Consider the following 18,719-nt stretch of genomic DNA (forward strand, 5'->3'; position numbering starts at 1 on the left):
CCTCATCTCCCCATGCCCCATGCCCCATGCCCCATGCCCCATGCCCCATCTAGGTAAAATAGGTAAATACCTTAACAAATAATGATTTATGAACCAGCCGATATCTGAGAGAGTGCGCTGGACTAACGCCGATTTGGAATTGTTTCCAGATAACGGAAATCGGTATGAAATTATTGACGGAGAATTGTTTGTGACCAGACCGCCTCACTGGAAACATCAAAAAACTTGTGTGAGAATTAGTACCTCGCTAGATAATTGGTCACAGACTACTGGTCTGGGAGAAGTTGTGATGGCTCCAGGTGTAATTTTTGGCGAGAATGATAATGTGATTCCTGATGTTGTCTGGGTTAGTAATGAGAGATTGCCGTTACTTTTAGATGAGGCGGGGCATTTGACTGGTGCGCCACAACTGGTAGTGGAGGTGTTATCTTTTGGTGTTGAGAATGAAAAGCGAGATCGGGAACTTAAACTAAAGCTTTATTCAGCAAGAGGTATCAGGGAATATTGGATTGTGGACTGGCACAAACAACAAGTGGAAGTTTATCGGCGCGAGCAAGGGAGTTTAAAGTTAGCTGCCACATTGTTCAGTGGTGATGAACTAAATTCACCGATATTGCCTGATTTTACTTGTGCGATCGCCTCTTTATTTTCTTCCTCTTTATTTTCTTAATATCAGGACTTACGCAAAATTATGAACAAACGTAGACGCACAGCGGCTTGCCGCAGGCTACCACAAAGGACGCATAGACACGTTCAAAGGAGCGTCTCGTAGAGAAGTCGCTTCCCGTAGGGTAGGACACAAAGAAATAAGAGTTTGAGAGAGTTTTTGCGTAAGTCTTAAAGATAACAAAATTAGTTTTTAACTATGTTGTAAAAACTCGACTTTGGGCAATAATGGGTCACTAACAATTCCTACACCACTAAAACCCCAGCGTTTGAGCAAACTTCCTAACTGTGTTCCTGGAATCGATTCGATGGCAAAACGATTAGCCACTTCCGCTGCATGAGTATTCAGATAACTAAGAGCATCAAAGTGTTCTCGAAACAATAACAAATAACCTGACGCATCTGCATTAGGACGAGCTGTCAGGTAACGACCATCACTTTTTGAACGCACGAGGTAATAAACTTCGGACAACATAGAAGGGGTGGGAGTAGGGAGATGGAGAAGATGAGGGAGATGGGGGGACGCGGAGATGGAAAGAAAAATTAATGCCCCATGCCCCATGCCCAATGCCCCATGCCCTGTTAGCCCAATGACTAATTCAAATTTTCTAGACGAATACGTGGGTCAGCAGCTTTCAGCATTAAGTCAGCAATTAAATTACCGACAATTAGCAAAACTGCACTCATGACTAAACTAGCCATAACTAGATATAAATCTTGAGACATGACAGCTTGTAAAGTCAATCGTCCTAAACCAGGCCAGTTAAAGAATTGTTCGGCAATGAAGGCTCCACTTAATAAACTAGCTAACTCGAAGCCCAATAGAGTGATTAAAGGGTTGACAGCGTTGCGGAGAGCATGAACATATATTACGCGGTTTTCTGGCAGCCCTTTAGCACGAGCAGTTTGGATATAATCTTGACGCAGAACATCTAACAATTCGCCGCGAGTGATGCGTTGTAAACCTGCAAAACTGGTAATTGACAAGGCGATGGTAGGTAAAATCATGTGCCAGCCGATATCGAGGATTTTGCCAAACCAATTAAGTTCTGAGTGATTGATGCTAGTCATACCGCCTACGGGAAACAATGGCGAAGTGACTTGAGCAAAGAAAAGCAGCACCAAAACGGTGATGAAACTGGGAAATCCTTGTCCAGCGTAACTAATGACTTGTAAAATCCGGTCAGTCCAGCGATTTTGCTTGATAGCGGCGATGATGCCTAAGGGAATGGCGATCGCCCAGGTTACGATTAATGAAGAGATTGCTAACAGCAATGTTGCTGGTACTCGTTCCCACAACAAAGATACTACTGAGCGTTTATAAGAGAAACTCGGCCCAAAGTCGCCCTTGGAGACAATATTCCACAACCAAAGCCAATATTGTTCCACCCAAGACTTATTTAATCCCCAAAATTCCCGTAACGCCTTAATTTGCTCTCTAGATTTTTTGGGATCTGCTTCTAATTGGGTGACAAAATCTCCAGGAGCAAGTTGCATAACTAGAAACGACAGCGCCGACGCTAAAAACAAAGTTAATAATGCCTGTAACAGCCGCTTCATTATGTATATAAAAGTTTCATTCGTGACTAGCCTAATCAGCCAATCCCAACCTGTTGCTAAAGAAATTTTTGCTGTAGATGTCATAACACTTTGTTTAGTTTTTGGTTGTCAGTTGCGTTATGTTTCGTAGCGTAGGGAGAGGGGGGAGATGAGGGAGACAAGGGAGATAGGGAGGCAGGGGAGCAGAGGAGAAAATCTTCCCCTCTGCCCAATGCCCAATGCCCAATGCCCAATGCCCCATACCCCATACCCAATGACTAATGACAAATATTAATATTCAACTAAAGAAATAATTGGCACATTTGGCAAATGTCTGCGTCCTTGTAAATCTCGTAGCTCGATAATAAACCCAAACCCTACTAGTTCGCAGCCAATCTTCTGCACCAAGTTTGCTGTGGCACTTGCAGTTCCACCAGTGGCAATCAAATCGTCTACTATCAAAACCCGGCTACCCTCATGTAAAGCATCTTGATGTACTTCTAGGCAGTCTGTACCATACTCTAGTTGATATTCAATTGAGTGAACTGCTGATGGTAACTTCCCTCTTTTGCGGACGGGAATAAAACCCGCTCCTAGTTTATAAGCTAGAGGTGAGCCAAAAATAAATCCCCTCGACTCCATACCAATAACATAATCCACTGTCATCTCAGCTTCTATGCATTTTTGTGTTAAAAAGTCAATAGTATAGCGCAGTCCCTCTGGATCGCGCAGCAGGGTAGTAATATCCCGAAATAATATTCCAGGTTTGGGGAAATCTGGGATGTCACGAATCAGAGACTTTAAATCCATAGAGTGAGTGGGGAATGGGAAATGGGGATAAGGGGATGGGGCATGGGGCATAGGAAGAGGATAAGGGGAAGGGCAAAGGAGTAAGGGGAAAAAGGGAAAGATTAAATTTATTCCTTTTCCCTTTTCCCTTTAACCTTTTCCCCTACCCTATGCCCACTTGCCCTGAGCGAAGCCGTTCGCGTAGCGTCTCGCAGAGAAGGGATGCCCAATGCCCAATGCCCAATTCCAGATACCTGAAAAATCGTACACTATAATGTCATACGCTGGGCGTGGAGGCTAATGCTTGACCCTTGATTGACGACCAGTGGAAACTAAATCAAGCTAGAACAGGTATAGCACTAATAAATGAGGTGAATTCAGTGATGTTTTAAAGTTTTGAATTTAATATAGGGAATCCTTTGAGTAGAAAGAGTTAAGTAATGTATATATCGGGTAGTCATGACCACTGCTATGAGTCTAATGTTCAAGTCTTGGCTACTTATCTTAAATTTGTTTTACCTAGTCTGTCACAAGCGTACAAGGTATTTATAGAATGAACGTTTCTGCAAGTTTAACGCCGTTGAAAAGTCCAACTCAAGATTCATTGCCGATGATTCTGGACACTTTACCAGATCCTGCCATCGCCGGACAAACATGTCCTCGAAGAACTCGGTTGCAAATTGACCTTATTTTACTCGCTATTGAAGCTTTAGAGCTTGGCGGTTCTGAAGCAATCCTAGCTTTTGCTCAAGAATTAGACCTTAAAGGAATTGTCAAAGATCGGGTGAATTTATGGCGGATGCGTAGCTCTAACCCGCTACGGAGAGCGCACATTCGCCGCCCCTTAACTATTATGGAAGCCAAAGCTTTGGTAGTTATTGCTTGTTACATAGCGCGGCGTCTAACTGTTGTGATTCGGCAGTTATTAATGTTATGTCAACAGATGGAAGAAAAGCAGATTCCCCTAGAACAGAATTTGCGGTTATCTAATTACCTAGAGCGGTTTAGAGCGCATTTTAAGAGTCGGATGAATACTCGACGTTCTGGTGTACTGGCATTAACTTCTGACGAAAAATTAAATGAGTTAGCGATAAATTTGTTAGGACAATTGCTATTCTGCACTGGTACGGCTGGAATGCAGCGATTTTGGATTAGTCTTTTTGACGGTGAGGTGGAATGAATATTCAACGTAAGTACAGTTTGCCTAATTGTACACTGCTTTTAGAAGGTTTAAGTGATGTCACTAGGGCTGCACAATTCCAAGAACTGCGCCCGGAATTATCTATATTGGTCAATGCGGAATGTTATTTATCTGGATATAATCAACCTCTAACAGGAGGGCGGGAGTTTTTTGAAAGTTTGGTGAGGGCGGTTAGTGGCTATGCCCAAGAATTTTTAAGTAATGTACCCAATCCCCAAGCCCATAACCACGAGTCAGAGTTAGTAGAGTTTCAAAAAATAGACAGCAACCGACATCGGTTAATTGTGCATTCAGAAGGGGCACCAGAGGGTTTCGAGTCTCAACCAAGTCATGCTAAACGCCCGCCTATTGAAATAGATTTGAGTACGGTGCAGTTGTTTGATTTGGTAGAAGCAGTAGATCAGTTTTTTGCTGATAGCCAAACTTTACCAGAACTTTCCTTAGAACTACAGCCAGTTACTAAACGCTATGGTGCTGCTAGTCAAGGTTTAATCAACCAAGTGGTTCCGGCTGCTGTGGGAGTATCAAGTTTAGCAGTGGCAGCGATCGCTTTTAACTTGATTCCACCTCCGCAAATTCGTCCACCACAGCCTCAGCCAAATGGGCAAACTACCTCAACAACGAAGAACCTCACCCCTTCAGCATCAGCAGATCCAACTCCCACGTCGGCTGCGACGCCCATAGCTGCTGCGACTCCTACACCAACAGCTACAACTACTACCAAGCCAGAAGTTAAAGATTTAGAAGCACTTTTAAATACAGTTTCGGAAATTACCGATCCATCCCAACTGCGTGCCTTAAATCGCCAAGTGTATAATCAAATTCATCCAGCTTGGACTAATCGCTCAGGATTGCAACAGGATTTGATCTATCGTATAGGTGTAGCCGCAGATGGAGCGATCGTTGGTTATAAAGCAGTCAATCAAGAAGCAAATCAAGGAATAGGACAAACTCCTCTACCTAACCTACTTTACAATCCTGCTAACCGTCCTCCCATTTCCAATGAACCCATCGCTCAATTTAGAGTAGTATTTACTACAAATGGTGTCTTGCAAGTCAGCCCTTGGCGTGGGTATGCTAGAACACCAGAGGTAGTAGGGACAAAAATTACCGACCCTAACATAGTCAAAGGTTTAAATCAAAAACTTTATAATACAGTCCGCCAAGCTTGGAGCGGCACACCTACATTTACACGAGATTTAAAATATCGGGTAGCGGTGAACAAAGATGGTGTAATTGCTGACTATGAACCACTCAACCAAGTAGCCTTTGACTACTTCCGGGAAACACCCCTTCCCCAGATGTTTAACGCCATCTATGGCTCCAATGCAGCACCCCCCAATAGTAAAGAACCTCTTGCCCACTTTCAAGTGATATTCAAACCGAGTGGCAAATTAGAAATCAGTTCTTGGCAGGGGTATCAATAATAGGGAATGGGGCATGGGGCATGGGGAGATGAGGGGCAGGGGAAAAGGTTAAAGGGAAAAGGGAAAAGGAATAAATTTAATCTTTAACCTTTCCCCCTTACCCCTTTCCCTTTCACCATGCCCAATGCCCAATGCCCAATGCCCAATGCCCATTTACCTTGTAATCCGCCCCATGTAATTTCCCCATAACTGAGCGGCTTGAGCGCTGCTACCAGATGTGGGGGAATTGTTGTCGTTTCCCAACCAAACACCAGTTACAAGCCGCCGACTGGGAATAAAACCTATAAACCATAAGTCAACGTTTTTATCAGTAGTGCCTGTTTTACCAGCTTCCCCTAATCCAATGGCAGCACTACGACCAGTACCTCTGGTGACTACACCGCGCATTAAACTAGTCATTTCATCAGCTACATTGTTTGGCAAAACTCTTTTGTTGGCGTCTGGATCTTGGTCGAAGGAGTAGATGACACGGCAAGTTTTAAGATCGTTGCGATCGCGGCAATCACCACTATCTAAAATACGACTAATGGCATGGGGAGGATTCCAGACACCGCGATTGCCAATGGCACCAAAAGCACCAGTCATTTCTAAAACATTAACTACACTTTGACCCAGCACCAACCCTGGAACCGGATCGAGGGAGGACTTTACCCCCAAACGCTGCGCCATAGAAACCACTTTATCCAAGCCAATTTCTCTGGCAACTCGCAAAGCGATGGGATTTTCTGAAAGAGCCAGCCCCGTAGCAATATCTAAACTAGCGTCTGCACCAGCACGACAGGGTTTATAAGTGAAGCCTTGCCAAGTTAAAGGAGCGCAAGAATAACTTTTTGATTCTGGAATTCCCTGTTGAATAGCGGCGGTGTAAGCAAAGATTTTGAAGGTCGAACCCGGTTGTCTTTTGGCTTGGGTTGCACGATTGAACTGACTTTTTTTGTAATCGGTTCCCCCTACCATCGCCAAGATACTACCGTTACTGGAGTCGAGGGTCACCACTGCTCCTTGAGAAAACTTAAAAGTTGCACCAGCGCTGTTTACTGAATTACGCAATGCGGCTTCTGCTTGGCTTTGGATGGCTGGATCGAGCTTAGTTTCAATAATATAGTTGCCTTCTCTGGCTGCTCCCTCCCCCAAGATTGATTCCAATTCCGAGAAAACGTAATTGTAAAAGTAAGGAGCAATTGTTTTGGCTTGTTGTTCGCAAACTTTAGGACTAACTTGAACAGTGGAGCGTCTGGCTCGATTAGCCTCCTCTGCTTTGATTTTGCCCATTTCCAACATCCGTTTGATCACCCGATTGCGGTATTCAGCAGTTTCTAGCTTATTTGGGCCATCGCCGCAAAAATCAAACGCGTTGGGGGCTGGTAAAATCCCTACTAGTGTGGCAGCTTCCGCCAAACTTAAATCTTTAGCTGGTTTTTCAAAGTAATACCTGGCTGCATCTTCAAATCCAGAGGTATCTCCACCCAAAAAAACCCGATTTAAGTACATCAGCAAAATATCATCTTTGCTGTAAAAGGTTTCTAGCTTCAGGGCGACAATTGCCTCCCGCAATTTACGTCCTAAAGTATCCTGTCTGCCTACATAATCGCGGAACAAGCTACGGGCGACTTGCTGGGTAACGGTGCTGGCTCCTTGCTGGACATCTCCTGTACGGCTATTAATCAAGACGGCTCGCAAAATTCCTAACGGATCGACCCCAAAATGCCAATAATAACGGCTATCTTCAGAAGCGACCACGGCAGTGGGCAAATAAGGGCCAAATTCATCTAATCGCTTCATGTCCACGTGGGAGGTGGTGCGGGGTTCTCTCAGGGGTGTGGCTCCATCACGGGCATAAACAACCACTGGGGCGCGTGTAGCTGTGGGTAGGGGTCTGACTGAAAATTTTAGCCATTCGACGCCAATCACCAAGGCGAACAATGCACTGACACCACCAATGCCGTAACCTGTCCAAGTTGCAGCTTTGATGTACCAAGGTGGTGGATCGACATATTGTAATCTGACAGAAGCAGCGAGTTCTGGCGGCCCCAGAGTGAGAATATCGCCATGACGTAATTCCAGGGAATTGACACGACGTTTGCCACGATAGATGCCATTGGTGGAATTTTCGTCTTTGATAACAAAAACTGGTGCGCGCTGAGTGGAATTGCGCGATAGCGATAGGTGAATTTGGCTAACAACAGGGTTACGGATGACGATATCGCAGGATTTGGAGCTACGACCGAGAACATACCGATCGCCCAACAGTGGATATACCTCTGCTTTATCCGCCCCCGCATCCTGCACCCAGAGTTCCGGCACTTTGGCATTAGGCTTGAGCGCCAATTTGGAAAAATCGACCCTAGCTTGAATTGTATGTACTGCTTGAGTCAGTTGACCTAATAACGTTTGTGGCTTGTGAGGGGGTTGGGGAGAACTCATCGGCTATTTACATCACACTTTTTAGTGAAGAATCGGGCGAACTACAACTTAGATGTTAATCTTTCATCATTTTACTCATAAGCCAAAGAATAAATTGGCTAGATGATTTTTTAGATTCATTTTATACCTAAATATCTTTTGTAACTAACAATAGCTTGTCATTTTTATTGCTTTTTTGTTAACAGCCAATTTTTACTATTAAATCTAAAGTCTTGATTATATGTAGGTTTTACTAGTAAATGGCTACAAATACCATTCATTAGCTGGTATTCATCAACACAAAACATTGACGAACAACAGATTTAATTTTTACTAGTTTTACATATCAACATATTTTGAAACAAACCGAAATATCCTCTTTTAGGAAGATTTTCTAAATCTTATTGTCTGTTTTAATAGTTCGAGTGTTCCGTTGAGGTTAATTTCAGAATGATGGGAAAATCTCTGACCCTGATTGGTACAGCCCTATTTTTGGCACTTACCACTAATATTGCTGGCGCTCAATCTAGTAAATCCCCCATAGCCCAATCCAGTAGCGACTCCTCCACTAGTTCACCAACGGAAATCAAACTGTCGCCAGAAGGCAAAAAAATTCTGTGCGAGTATTTCCCTCTTAACTCTCGTTGTGGTGGTGGCACAGCTGTTACGCCTACTACTCCTGGTAGTACAACAGTTCCAACAGAAACCACACCTTCGGAAACCACCACTCCCGATAGCACAACCACACCGGAGAGCGTTACTCCATCTGGCTCTGGCGCTCCTGATAGCACTACCACAACACCAGCACCAGGAGCTACCCCTTCTGAATCTGGTACTCCCAGCAATATAACTCCAGCGCCAGGAAGTGTTACCCCTTCTGAATCTGGTACTCCCAGCAATATAACTCCAGCACCAGGAAGTGTTACCCCTTCTGACTCTGGTACTCCCAGCAATATAACTCCAACACCAGGAAGTGTTACCCCTTCTGACTCTGGTACTCCCAGCAATATAACTCCAGCACCAGGAAGTACTACCCCTTCTGATGGCGCTTCTGAGCCAACTCCTAGCTCTCCTAGTTCAGTTCCAGGTTCTAGCTCGCCCAGCACTCCTGCCACAGGCAACTAAACTCAAATCTGCATACTGATTTGGCGTTAGTCATTGCTGTAGATATTGACAACTTACACCAGTTATAGTAACTGGTGTAAGTTATGAAACTAATACGCTATGAAAAAGGGTTTCAGCTATTAAGCCTGGGATAAATCATCCCAGGCTTAATAGTTTAATTAGGTCTGTTATGTTGAAGTTGGTGTTTTTTGCAAAGAGGCAATGAGCAGGCAAACGATACCGATACTAATAAATGAATCTGCCACATTAAATACAGCAAAATTAATGAGGCGAAAATCTAGAAAATCAACCACATAACCTAAAACAAAGCGATCGATGCCATTGCCCATAGCTCCACCTAAAATCAAGCCATAGCCTAGCTGATCCCACAGACTTAACGTCGGGCCAAATAACGCCAGCCCGATTAAAACTAAACTTACTCCTAAAGATAACCAGCGCAACCATTCCACTTTTCCACTTAACAAACTAAAAGCCGCACCAGTGTTAGTGACGTAAGTCAAGTGAAATATCCCTGGTAAGAGTGGTAGCGTTTGTTCCAAACTGAATGTTTGCACCACCCAGTATTTTGTTATTTGGTCTAAGAAAAAAGCTATGAAGGCAGAAATCCAGAAAAGGCGATTTTTTAAACGCATGGCAAATTAGTCATTGGTCATTGATCGTTGGGCATTGGTCATTGGGCATTGGGCATTGGTCATTGAAAAAAGACTAATGACTAATGACTAATGACTAATGACTAATAAAACATTAAGTGACGCAATACATATGCTATTACAGTGACGGCACAGACTACAGTTAGCTGACCTGGCAGTACAAACCAAGAATATCTGAGAATTGCTTGCATTAAAGGTATATTTTCTGTGCCTTGCCACTGAAAAAGATAGCTAATAATCAAATAACTAATACCGCATAGGTGAAGAGTTAACAACCCACAGATGCAACTAAAACCAAGGGTTTCTAGTCGGGGTCTAGCTTTAAAGGCAAACAAACCACAAATCCAAGCTCCAGGAATAAAGCCTAGCAAATAGCCAAACTGAGATAGCTTAACATAACCAATACCACCACCATCAGCAAATACGGGCAATAAAGTTAACCCCATGACTAAGTAGGCAATTTGCGACAGCGCACCAGCATTTTTACCACCCAAACAACCCACAAGTAGTACTGCACCAACTTGAAAAGTTACACCTAAAGAAAAAGTCTGAATTCCGTGCTGACTCCAACTCCAAGGTGAAGTGATGCCATAAGCTTCTAGGAAAGTGCCACCCATTGTCAGGAGTAAGCCAATCATTGACCATAGTAATTGGTTGGAAGCAGCAAACATGTATCAGGCAAATAAAGAAAGGCAAAAGGGAAAACCAATAGCAACCAGTATAAACATTAATATATGAACTTTCCCACCTGAGCTTTAGCTGTTGGCATACCCAAAAGCTGATATCTGAGTTTTAATCTCTCAGTAGAATAACTGAACTTAAACTCGTATCTAGATTGATATTTGATTGCTAATATGTAGCGTTAATTTCATTTAAAAAATTGTAGATTCCAAAAAATATTTTTAGCCTACCCAAATTACTTAATATTTAGTTTATTTTCTGCAAGATAGTAGTATAATTTAAATCACATTTTATTTGATTACTGATGAAAAAATGTGCCTTTGCTGACTTGAATTTTTAGCTTTTTTGAGTGTGTATTAGTATTGACTTAACCGATTGTTAACTTTTCTGTCACTCTTAAGTGCTAATGTTCATACTGTTAATCCATAGCATCATCTATAAAGATCCTTATGTTCTCTTCAAAGGTGCAGTTGGTTGCTCCCCTAGTTGCTTTGGCAATTGGTATTAGCTCTTGCGGCGGCGAAAACAATCAGGCTTCTAACAACCCTAGCCCAGCAACAGAAGGCGGTGCTACCCCAGCCACCAATACAGCAACCGGATCGAATTTATCTGGAACAGTCAAGGTGGATGGTTCTAGTACCGTCTATCCTATTTCTGAGGCCATGGCAGAAGAGTTTCAAAAGGCGAATCCTGGTATAAAAGTGACTGTTGCTTCTTCTGGTACAGGAGGCGGGTTCAAAAAGTTTTGCGCGGGTGAAACTGATATTTCTAATGCTTCCCGCCCCATTAAGCCAGAGGAAGTAGAACTCTGTAAAAAAGGCAATATCGAGTATATTGAACTGCCCATCGCTTATGATGGTCTCTCAGTGGTAGTTAGTCCCCAGAATAACTTTGTTGAGTGCCTCAAAGTTGATGAACTCAAAAAAATGTGGGAAACCGCCGCTCAAGGCAAAGTCACTCAATGGAACCAGATTAACCCGAAATTCCCTGCTGAGAAAATCGGTTTGTACGGCCCTGGAACTGATTCAGGTACTTATGACTATTTCACGCAAGCAGTTGTAGGTAAGCAAGGAGAAAGCCGTGGAGACTACACTGCAAGTGAAGATGATAATACCTTGGTACAAGGTGTCAGTGCTGACAAAGGTGGTTTGGCCTTCTTTGGCTTTGCCTATTATGAAAACAACAAGGATAAATTAAAGCTAGTTGGTATTGATGGCGGTAAGGGCTGCGTTCAACCGAGTCCCCAAACCATAGCTGATGGAACTTATCAGCCGCTTTCTCGCCCAGAATTTATCTATGTCAAAAAAAGTGTAGCAACACGTCCTGATGTCAAGGCTTTTGTTGATTTCACTTACGCTCCAGCTAACCAAAAGCTAGTTACAGAAGTGGGTTATGTGCCTTTACCCAGCGATTTACTCACTGAAGTTCAAGCACGCTTCAATAGTGGTAAGGTAGGCTCGATTTTTGAGGGCAAAGGTTCTCAAGTTGGTGTCACCCTCAAGGATCTGATCAAACAAGAAAAGTAAGAGTTGGCCTGAATAATTTTGATTCTCTAAGCACAATTTAAAATTTAGCTCTGGTAGCTGGAAGTAGCGACTAATATAGCACAACCTTGGTGGTGTTGAAAGTTCAGCTAAATTTCCAGCCCAGAGGCAATTTTTCTCAAAAGCAACGTCTGTATACAGAGGAAGTTTGAATTGATGAGGTTCTTCTTTAATGACTTCCAATCCGTTATCTAATCAACCAAATAATCCCAGCTTGTGGCAGCCTAATCGGGGTTTGAGTAAGCAGATTGAATTTGGTGTCAAAAGTTTATTTGCCTTGTTTGCCTTTGTCTCAGTAGCAACCACAATTGGTATTGTTTTAACACTAATTTTTGAGACAGTATCATTTTTTTCGGAAGTCCCCATCTGGAGATTTTTAACTGAGACACAGTGGACACCATTGTTTGCCAATAAGCAATTTGGAGTGATGGTGCTAATTAGCGCTACGCTGCTGATATCTATAATTGCGATCGCAGTAGCATTACCACTGGGTTTATTAGCAGCTATCTGCTTGAGTGAATATGCCCCAGCAAAGCTCCGCAAATGGCTCAAGCCAGCCCTAGAAATTTTGGCAGGGGTACCCACTGTTGTTTTTGGTTACTTTGCACTGTTGACAGTGACACCCTTCCTGCAAAAATTTATCCCTGGTATGCAAGGATTCAATGCCTTGAGTGCGGGTTTAGTACTAGGAATTTCAATTATTCCTCTGGTAGCTTCTTTGAGTGAAGATGCTCTTTATGCAGTTCCCCGTAGTTTGCGAGAAGGTGCTTATGCACTTGGCTCAACAAAAAGGGAAACAATTGTTTCTGTGGTATTACCGGCAGCTTTATCTGGGATAGTAGCTTCCTTTATATTGGCTATTTCCCGCGCCATCGGTGAAACAATGATTGTTACCATTGCAGCTGGTCAAAATCCTCAGTTGACCCTTAACCCGTTAGTGCCCATTGAGACAATGACAGCATACATTGTCCAAGTTAGTAAAGGAGACACACCAGCAGGTTCATTAGCCTATAAAACTATTTTTTCAGTGGGCATGACATTATTTCTCATGACCTTGGCACTGAATATTTTTAGTTACTGGTTTGTCCGCCGCTTCCGGGAGAAATACGAATGACGAAGAGTAATATTCAATCTAAAAATCGGTTTGACTCTGGTGCAAATCGCAACTTCGATTTATCAATCGATAAACGCTACAATCTTGACAAAATTTTTGCCATCGCCACTTGGGCTGCAACTTTATTTGCCTTGTTAGTGTTAGCTATTTTGCTGATTGATATTTTAACTGACGGTCTTGGGCGTTTGAATTGGTCTTTTTTGACTAATTTTTCTTCTCGTCGTGCTTCTGCTTCTGGGATATTAGCTCCTTTAGTGGGTACCATCTGGTTACTGGTAATAACGGCTTTAATCTCGTTTCCTCTAGGAGTAGGTGCAGGTATTTTCTTAGAAGAGTATGCCGAAGACAATTGGTTTACTCAATTAATTGAAATCAACATTGCAAATTTGGCAGCCGTACCATCCATTATCTATGGCTTGTTGGGTTTGCAAATTTTCGTGCGGATAATGGAACCAATAACTCAAGGACGCACTGTATTAGCTGGTGCTTTAACCTTGAGCTTATTGATTTTACCAATCATCATTATTACCACTCGTGAAGCTTTGCGTTCTGTTCCCGATAGCTTGCGGCAAGCGGGTTTTGCCCTTGGTGCCAACAGGTGGCAAATCATTAGAGAACAAATATTTCCCATTGCTTTGCCAGGTATCCTAACTGGTACAATTTTGGCACTTTCAAGAGCGATCGGCGAAACAGCTCCCTTGATTGTAATTGGTGCTGTTGGGTTCATCACTTTCTTGCCTGAGCTTTCTTTAAAAGGCTTGCAAAGTTCTTTCACCGCACTACCAATTCAAATTTTTGACTGGGTTTCTCGTCCTCAAACAGATTTTCACCAGAATGCTGCTGCTGGCATTATCATTTTGATGATCGTGCTGCTTTTGATGAATTCAACGGCTATATATTTACGTAATAAATTCCAGCAGTCTCGCTAAATGAGTCAAGCATGTTTTCATTATTGTCCTGAAGTTTTTTATGGTATTAAATTCAACAACTGCTACATCTGAGACTATATTGCAAGCTGAACAATTATCTGTCTTCTATGGTAATTTCAAAGCAGTTCGTGATGTTAATCTGAACATTGGCAAAAACAAAATCACAGCCTTTATTGGCCCTTCTGGATGTGGTAAAAGCACTGTATTAAGATGTTTTAATCGCCTAAATGACTTGATTCCCGGCGCACATATTGAGGGAAGAATTACCTTTGGCGAAACTGATATTTATGACAAAAGAATTGACACTGTAGAACTGCGCCGCCGCATTGGTATGGTGTTTCAAAAACCTAACCCTTTTCCGAAATCAATTTATGAAAATATTGCCTTTGGAGCTAGAATTAATGGCTATAGGGGTGATATGGATGAATTGGTAGAGCGGAGTTTAAGACAAGCTGCTTTGTGGGATGAAGTCAAACACAAACTTAAACAAAGTGGTCTATCTATATCTGGCGGACAACAGCAACGCTTGTGTATTGCTCGTGCTTTAGCAATTCAACCAGAGGTGCTGCTAATGGATGAACCATGCTCAGCCCTTGACCCAATTTCAACTTTGCGAGTTGAAGAATTACTCCAAGAACTGAAATCCCAATACACCATTATTATCGTCACCCACAATATGCAACAAGCCGCACGGGTGTCTGATATGACAGCCTTTTTCAATGCACAAGCAACGGAAAGTGGCTCCAAAATGGGATATCTGGTGGAATATGACTTGACAGAGCAGATTTTTAACAATCCCAAACAAGAATATACACGAGATTATGTCAGTGGCAGATTCGGATAAATATTTTGACTGATTGATTTGAAAATATAGTTTAGGATACTAGTTTAGTGTGCAAAACTTGACTACACTGGTAGCTTTTCACATTCCCTACGGCTATAAGCTGGGGGATTTTTGCTTTACGGTGTAAAAAACGAATTTATTCTTGCCAAGCATTTTGACCATGTGCTTTATTTCAACTAAAAAACATCTAAATTCCATAATTTAGATGAAATAAAATTATTCAGGACTTACGCAAAAATTACCAAAAAGCATGATTTAACGTAGACGCGTTAGCGAAGCGGTAGCGACGTTCGCGCAGCGTCTCGCAGAGAAGGAGCGTCAGCAGCTTGCCGAAGGCTACCGCGAAGACGCCAAGAACGCCAAGAGTTCGTAGAGTGTACGTAAGTCCTATTATTGTATAGTAGCCCTCTTGCAAAATTGCTTTTTACACTCTTGTGGGAAAAGGGAAAATACTAAACCTTTCCCCCTTGCCCATTCGCCTTTTTCCGACTTCTGCAAGAAGTTTAATGCGTAATCAGCAAAGCAATTACACTCTACCTGCCAAGTTCATCAACTGTTTGAAGTTTACAAGATAGGTAATGTTGTTGGTGTTGTCAATGTTAATCCACCCTTTTTCATTTAACTTTTCCATGATTTTCGTGGTTTCTTCAACACCGATTTCTGTCACCTCTGCTAAATCTTTAAAAGGAATGTTAAAAATTTCTCTGCCCTGGTTTGATTCCTGACCATAGCTTTCGCCTAAAGTGACTAAGGTATGAGCCAGTTTGACTGCTGGTGGGGAAGACCGCATTTGCAAGCGCAGGTTAATTTGTCGTAGTCGTCGCACCATCAATTGCAACATGCGGTGATGTAATTGTGGGTCTTTAAACAATATTTGAATAAAACGTTCTCTGGAGATACTAAGTAACTTCACAGGTGAAAGGGAAATGACATCAGTTGAGCGGGGAGATTCATCTAAAATTGCCATTTCTCCAAAAAAATCCCCACGGCCAAAAATTGCCAGAGCTACTGAATCTTCCCCGACGGTACGTCGGACTTTCACCCAACCAGAAACCACGAGATAAACGGCATTACCCCAAGCATCTTCCATGAGAACAGCTCGCCCGGCTGGGTATTCATGTTCAATTGCAACGTTGAGTAGCCATTCCAAAGTTTGTGGGTTGGCTGTACTCATCAAGGGGAAAAGTTCACTAAAAACCTCTGTTTGCATGAAATATTTGCAATAATATGGATTTAAAAGCGGAAATTAGCTTGGTTACTATAACTTTCTTTGAACCGTAATCTTACGTAAAATATGCACGTGAGATTTATATTTATTTGTTCTAACCTTCTTAGATCCGTCGATTCAGAGTTCGATTACAACATAACAATTATGTATTGCGATCGAAATCAGCGGTTTCACTGATAGACTTATGATTTGCTGTTTGTCGATCGCTCGCCGTCTAGTGTTAGTTTTTTGAGCTGTTGGTCTAAACTTTTCACTAGTTGATTGAGGGTAACTAAAGCCTCTAATTGCTCGCAGTCAAGACCGCGATTGAGAAAAAGGCGTTCTTGTAGTTCATGTAACTTAAAACTTAATTGCTGAGAAATTCCCAAGGCATCGCGGCTGAGACGCTTCAGTTGTTGCTGTTGATAAAACTTTAATGCTGCTCCTCGCAAAACTTGGAGTGTCGCTTCTTCTCCATAAATTCCTGGCATAACTCGCAAGCGCAATAGCAAACGGGTTTTTTGATACAAACATTCCTTCTCTACTTGTTTTGGTTCTGCAACCTTGCTAATAGGTAGGGAAGCAAATCGCTTTAACTCATTAAGCACTCCTTGGAAAACAGACAGTGGCACTTTGTCTAACACAGACTGTAATACTCCATTGTCACTCCATAGTATCCTGCCTTCGTAAGGTTGCCTTTCTAGATATAACCGACCAATTCCCCCTGTCAAAATTCGCCCTAGTAATTCTTCTAGTAATCTTTTGGGTGGTAGTGTTGCCAGTACTTCTACAGGACTAAATAGTTCAGGAATTTCTACGGGTAGAATAGGTAAATTTTCTACTAGTGGGGATTCAGAAGTATCTTTTTGTTGACCTGTATTTCCGGAAGTTAAGAAGGAAGAAATTTGAGGGGGATGATTTGGATTTGGGAGTGGTAAATCTATCGGCTGCTGAAAATGCTCATTAATTTCTGTGTCAGGTGGTGTGAATGTTGGTAAGTGCTGCGATTCAGAGTAAGTATCATCAGAGCCAATAAACCTATCAACAACGGTAACTGTGATTTCGCGATCCGCTTGTTGGGCATCTAGCTGGGATATATTCTTGTGGTTAAGGTAAGCTGACAATATTCTGCGATGAGCGTCAGCTGCGATCGCCTCAATTATCAGCGTGCAATTCATATAAGAGGCAATACGACTTACATAATCTAGTGCCTCAGCGTCTTGTGGATGAACCATACCTAGCAATAGCTTGTTGTCTTTTAATCCAAAAGGCAATATTTGATGGTAGAGACAAGCTTCAAATGACAAAAAACTATCCATTAGCTGGAATATTTCCTCGCGTTCGCCTTCTTGCTCCCACTTACTTTGTGTAGCGGTTAGCACATGTTCTCTGTTGACTGTGCTATTTGTGAGTTCGCCTTCTGAAGACAACATAGATTTTATTACTTGGTATTTTCTTATATAGTATTTTCCTTCTAGTTTAGTAGGTAGTTAATAAAGATACTTTGTTGGATTGTTAAAAATTCAATTATCTATTACATAAGTAGACGTAAGTAGAGGATAAATTTTCGATTAAGGATTAGGGAAAATACTGAGATGGGATATGGGGTATGCGAGTGAAGAGTTAAGAGTTAAGAGTTAAGAGTTATTCTCCTTGCCCCCTTTTCCTCTTATCTCCCTCATTTCCCAATGCCCAATGCCCACTTACTCCTGAGTTCTTAAAGCTTGGGCTGCAAGATAGACTTTTGTCCATTCGCCTAGCACTTGGTGAGTTTTGAGTTTTAATTGTTGGGCTATCTCTTCTATTGATTTACCTGTTCTACGTAAATCTAGGATCTGCCGCGCCAAAGGAGTGAGTTTTTCATGAAGTTGCTGCCATTGGCTTTGTGTTAGACCGAAGTTGTGTTCTTCCAAGGAAATTGAGAGCCAACTATCTACGAGTTCTGGTTTTCCTTTGAGGGCAAAGACGCGCACAGCGTGGTAACTAATTTTTTCTCGCAGTCGGTATACTTCTCTAATTGGTTTATTGAGTTTTTTGGCAATTTCTTCTTGTGATTTACCTTGGAGATACAATCGTAGCCACTCTACTGCTTCTGTTCCCAGGTTTTCTTGTAAATAATTTTCAAATTCTCTTTGTACAGACTGCCGTAGTGCTTGTTGTTCTTCTTGTTGTTGTGCTTCTTGATATTCTGCGATCGCTTGACTATCGACTAAGTTAACTCGATTGTCGCTGTCGTCTGTGAGGACTTCTTCTGAGACTAATCTAACTAAATCGCGGCTTGGGACTTGGGTTAAGCCGCCACGCTGAGTACGACGCAAGTAATTTACAAAACGGTAAGCTAAAAGGGGTTGATTGCGTACTGGACCCCACATTCCGCACTTCATAATGTAGTCTAAAAATATTACATAAATCCGCGCTGATATGAGTAAATAAAAATACTCAGAAGGTTTAAGTAAATTGAAATTAAGAATAAATCTATATTGTGAAGTATAAAGTGGGTAAAAAGCTTATAAATGCTTGTTTTTAGGTCTTTTACAAGAATAAATATACATTGTTTTGTGATATCGACTGAGGAGCGATGCTATCCGTGAGACAATCAA

The 18,719-nt window shown here is 42.2% G+C and carries 17 protein-coding genes and 1 pseudogene; 9 read left to right on the plus strand and 9 right to left on the minus strand.

The genetic code is table 11. The features are described from left to right. Positions 1-88: 88 nt before the first annotated feature. Positions 89-670: a Uma2 family endonuclease gene (locus tag VF06_RS37180; RefSeq protein WP_099068839.1), complete on the plus strand. Its 582-nt coding sequence runs from the start codon at positions 89-91 to the stop codon at positions 668-670. A 189-nt stretch (positions 671-859) separates the two neighbouring features. Here the strand turns inward: VF06_RS37180 and VF06_RS37185 are convergent, their stop codons facing one another. Together VF06_RS37185 and VF06_RS37190 are read right to left on the minus strand one after the other, a co-directional pair. Continuing rightward, positions 860-1,141 (minus strand): hypothetical protein, encoded by a 282-nt coding sequence (locus tag VF06_RS37185; protein WP_099068838.1) that lies wholly within the window; start codon positions 1,139-1,141, stop codon positions 860-862. Between the two features lie 119 nt (positions 1,142-1,260). Continuing rightward, entirely contained in the window at positions 1,261-2,310 is a 1,050-nt protein-coding gene (locus VF06_RS37190) for an ABC transporter permease (protein WP_099068837.1), read from the minus strand. Between the two features lie 64 nt (positions 2,311-2,374). Here VF06_RS37190 and VF06_RS39975 point away from each other — a divergent pair, with 64 nt between their 5' ends. After that, a complete protein-coding gene (locus VF06_RS39975; protein ID WP_143861633.1) occupies positions 2,375-2,500 on the plus strand; it encodes a histidine kinase in 126 nt (41 codons plus the stop codon). Here the strand turns inward: VF06_RS39975 and VF06_RS37195 are convergent. After that, positions 2,497-3,015, minus strand: a complete 519-nt coding sequence (locus VF06_RS37195; RefSeq protein WP_099068836.1) for an adenine phosphoribosyltransferase — start codon at positions 3,013-3,015, stop codon at positions 2,497-2,499. The two genes, VF06_RS39975 and VF06_RS37195, sit on opposite strands and share 4 nt — an antisense overlap. A 532-nt stretch (positions 3,016-3,547) precedes the next feature. On the opposite strand from VF06_RS37195, the gene VF06_RS37200 reads away from it, so the two are divergent. Further along, positions 3,548-4,174 carry a DUF3038 domain-containing protein gene (locus VF06_RS37200; protein WP_099068835.1) on the plus strand — a complete coding sequence of 209 codons (627 nt, stop codon included), beginning with the start codon at positions 3,548-3,550 and terminating at the stop codon, positions 4,172-4,174. Continuing rightward, positions 4,171-5,622 carry a DUF4335 domain-containing protein gene (locus VF06_RS37205; protein ID WP_099068834.1) on the plus strand — a complete coding sequence of 484 codons (1,452 nt, stop codon included), beginning with the start codon at positions 4,171-4,173 and terminating at the stop codon, positions 5,620-5,622. The genes VF06_RS37200 and VF06_RS37205 overlap by 4 nt, the downstream gene beginning before the upstream one ends. A 153-nt stretch (positions 5,623-5,775) precedes the next feature. On the opposite strand, the gene VF06_RS37210 is transcribed toward VF06_RS37205, so the two are convergent. Then, positions 5,776-8,046: a transglycosylase domain-containing protein gene (locus tag VF06_RS37210; protein WP_099068833.1), complete on the minus strand. Its 2,271-nt coding sequence runs from the start codon at positions 8,044-8,046 to the stop codon at positions 5,776-5,778. A 429-nt stretch (positions 8,047-8,475) separates the two neighbouring features. Here VF06_RS37210 and VF06_RS37215 point away from each other — a divergent pair, with 429 nt between their 5' ends. Next, on the plus strand, positions 8,476-9,150 hold the full coding sequence (locus VF06_RS37215; RefSeq protein ID WP_099068832.1) for a hypothetical protein: 675 nt from the start codon (positions 8,476-8,478) through the stop codon (positions 9,148-9,150). Between the two features lie 167 nt (positions 9,151-9,317). Here VF06_RS37215 and lspA read toward each other — a convergent pair whose 3' ends face one another. Then, complete coding sequence (gene lspA, locus VF06_RS37220) at positions 9,318-9,782, minus strand: signal peptidase II (protein ID WP_099068831.1); 465 nt, start codon at positions 9,780-9,782, stop codon at positions 9,318-9,320. A gap of 101 nt (positions 9,783-9,883) precedes the next feature. After that, the gene (locus VF06_RS37225; RefSeq protein WP_099068830.1) at positions 9,884-10,471 is read right to left on the minus strand and encodes a biotin transporter BioY; all 588 of its coding nucleotides are present in this window, start codon (positions 10,469-10,471) and stop codon (positions 9,884-9,886) included. Between the two features lie 459 nt (positions 10,472-10,930). On the opposite strand from VF06_RS37225, the gene VF06_RS37230 reads away from it, so the two are divergent. The 4 genes from VF06_RS37230 to pstB all read left to right on the plus strand — a co-directional run bounded on the left by VF06_RS37230 (position 10,931) and on the right by pstB (position 14,912). Continuing rightward, positions 10,931-12,007, plus strand: a complete 1,077-nt coding sequence (locus tag VF06_RS37230; RefSeq protein WP_099068829.1) for a PstS family phosphate ABC transporter substrate-binding protein — start codon at positions 10,931-10,933, stop codon at positions 12,005-12,007. 190 nt (positions 12,008-12,197) lie between these two features. Continuing rightward, positions 12,198-13,139, plus strand: a complete 942-nt coding sequence (gene pstC, locus VF06_RS37235) for a phosphate ABC transporter permease subunit PstC (protein ID WP_099068828.1) — start codon at positions 12,198-12,200, stop codon at positions 13,137-13,139. Next, positions 13,136-14,068 (plus strand): phosphate ABC transporter permease PstA, encoded by a 933-nt coding sequence (pstA, locus tag VF06_RS37240; RefSeq protein ID WP_099068827.1) that lies wholly within the window; start codon positions 13,136-13,138, stop codon positions 14,066-14,068. Before pstC ends, pstA begins: the two co-directional genes overlap by 4 nt. A 40-nt stretch (positions 14,069-14,108) precedes the next feature. Continuing rightward, on the plus strand, positions 14,109-14,912 hold the full coding sequence (gene pstB / locus VF06_RS37245) for a phosphate ABC transporter ATP-binding protein PstB (RefSeq protein ID WP_099068826.1): 804 nt from the start codon (positions 14,109-14,111) through the stop codon (positions 14,910-14,912). A gap of 526 nt (positions 14,913-15,438) precedes the next feature. Here pstB and VF06_RS37250 read toward each other — a convergent pair. The 3 genes and pseudogenes from VF06_RS37250 to VF06_RS37260 form a co-directional block, all read right to left on the minus strand. After that, complete coding sequence (locus tag VF06_RS37250) at positions 15,439-16,122, minus strand: Crp/Fnr family transcriptional regulator (RefSeq protein WP_099068825.1); 684 nt, start codon at positions 16,120-16,122, stop codon at positions 15,439-15,441. 200 nt (positions 16,123-16,322) lie between these two features. Beyond that, the gene (locus tag VF06_RS37255; protein WP_099068824.1) at positions 16,323-17,552 is read right to left on the minus strand and encodes a GspE/PulE/PilB domain-containing protein; all 1,230 of its coding nucleotides are present in this window, start codon (positions 17,550-17,552) and stop codon (positions 16,323-16,325) included. Positions 17,553-17,822: 270 nt separating this feature from the next. After that, positions 17,823-18,482: pseudogene (locus VF06_RS37260) on the minus strand (HetZ-related protein 2); the annotation flags it as partial. Between the last annotated feature and the right edge of the window lie 237 nt (positions 18,483-18,719).

The organism is Nostoc linckia z4 (assembly GCF_002608075.1).
In the GTDB taxonomy this organism is placed as follows: Bacteria; Cyanobacteriota; Cyanobacteriia; order Cyanobacteriales; family Nostocaceae; genus Nostoc; species Nostoc linckia.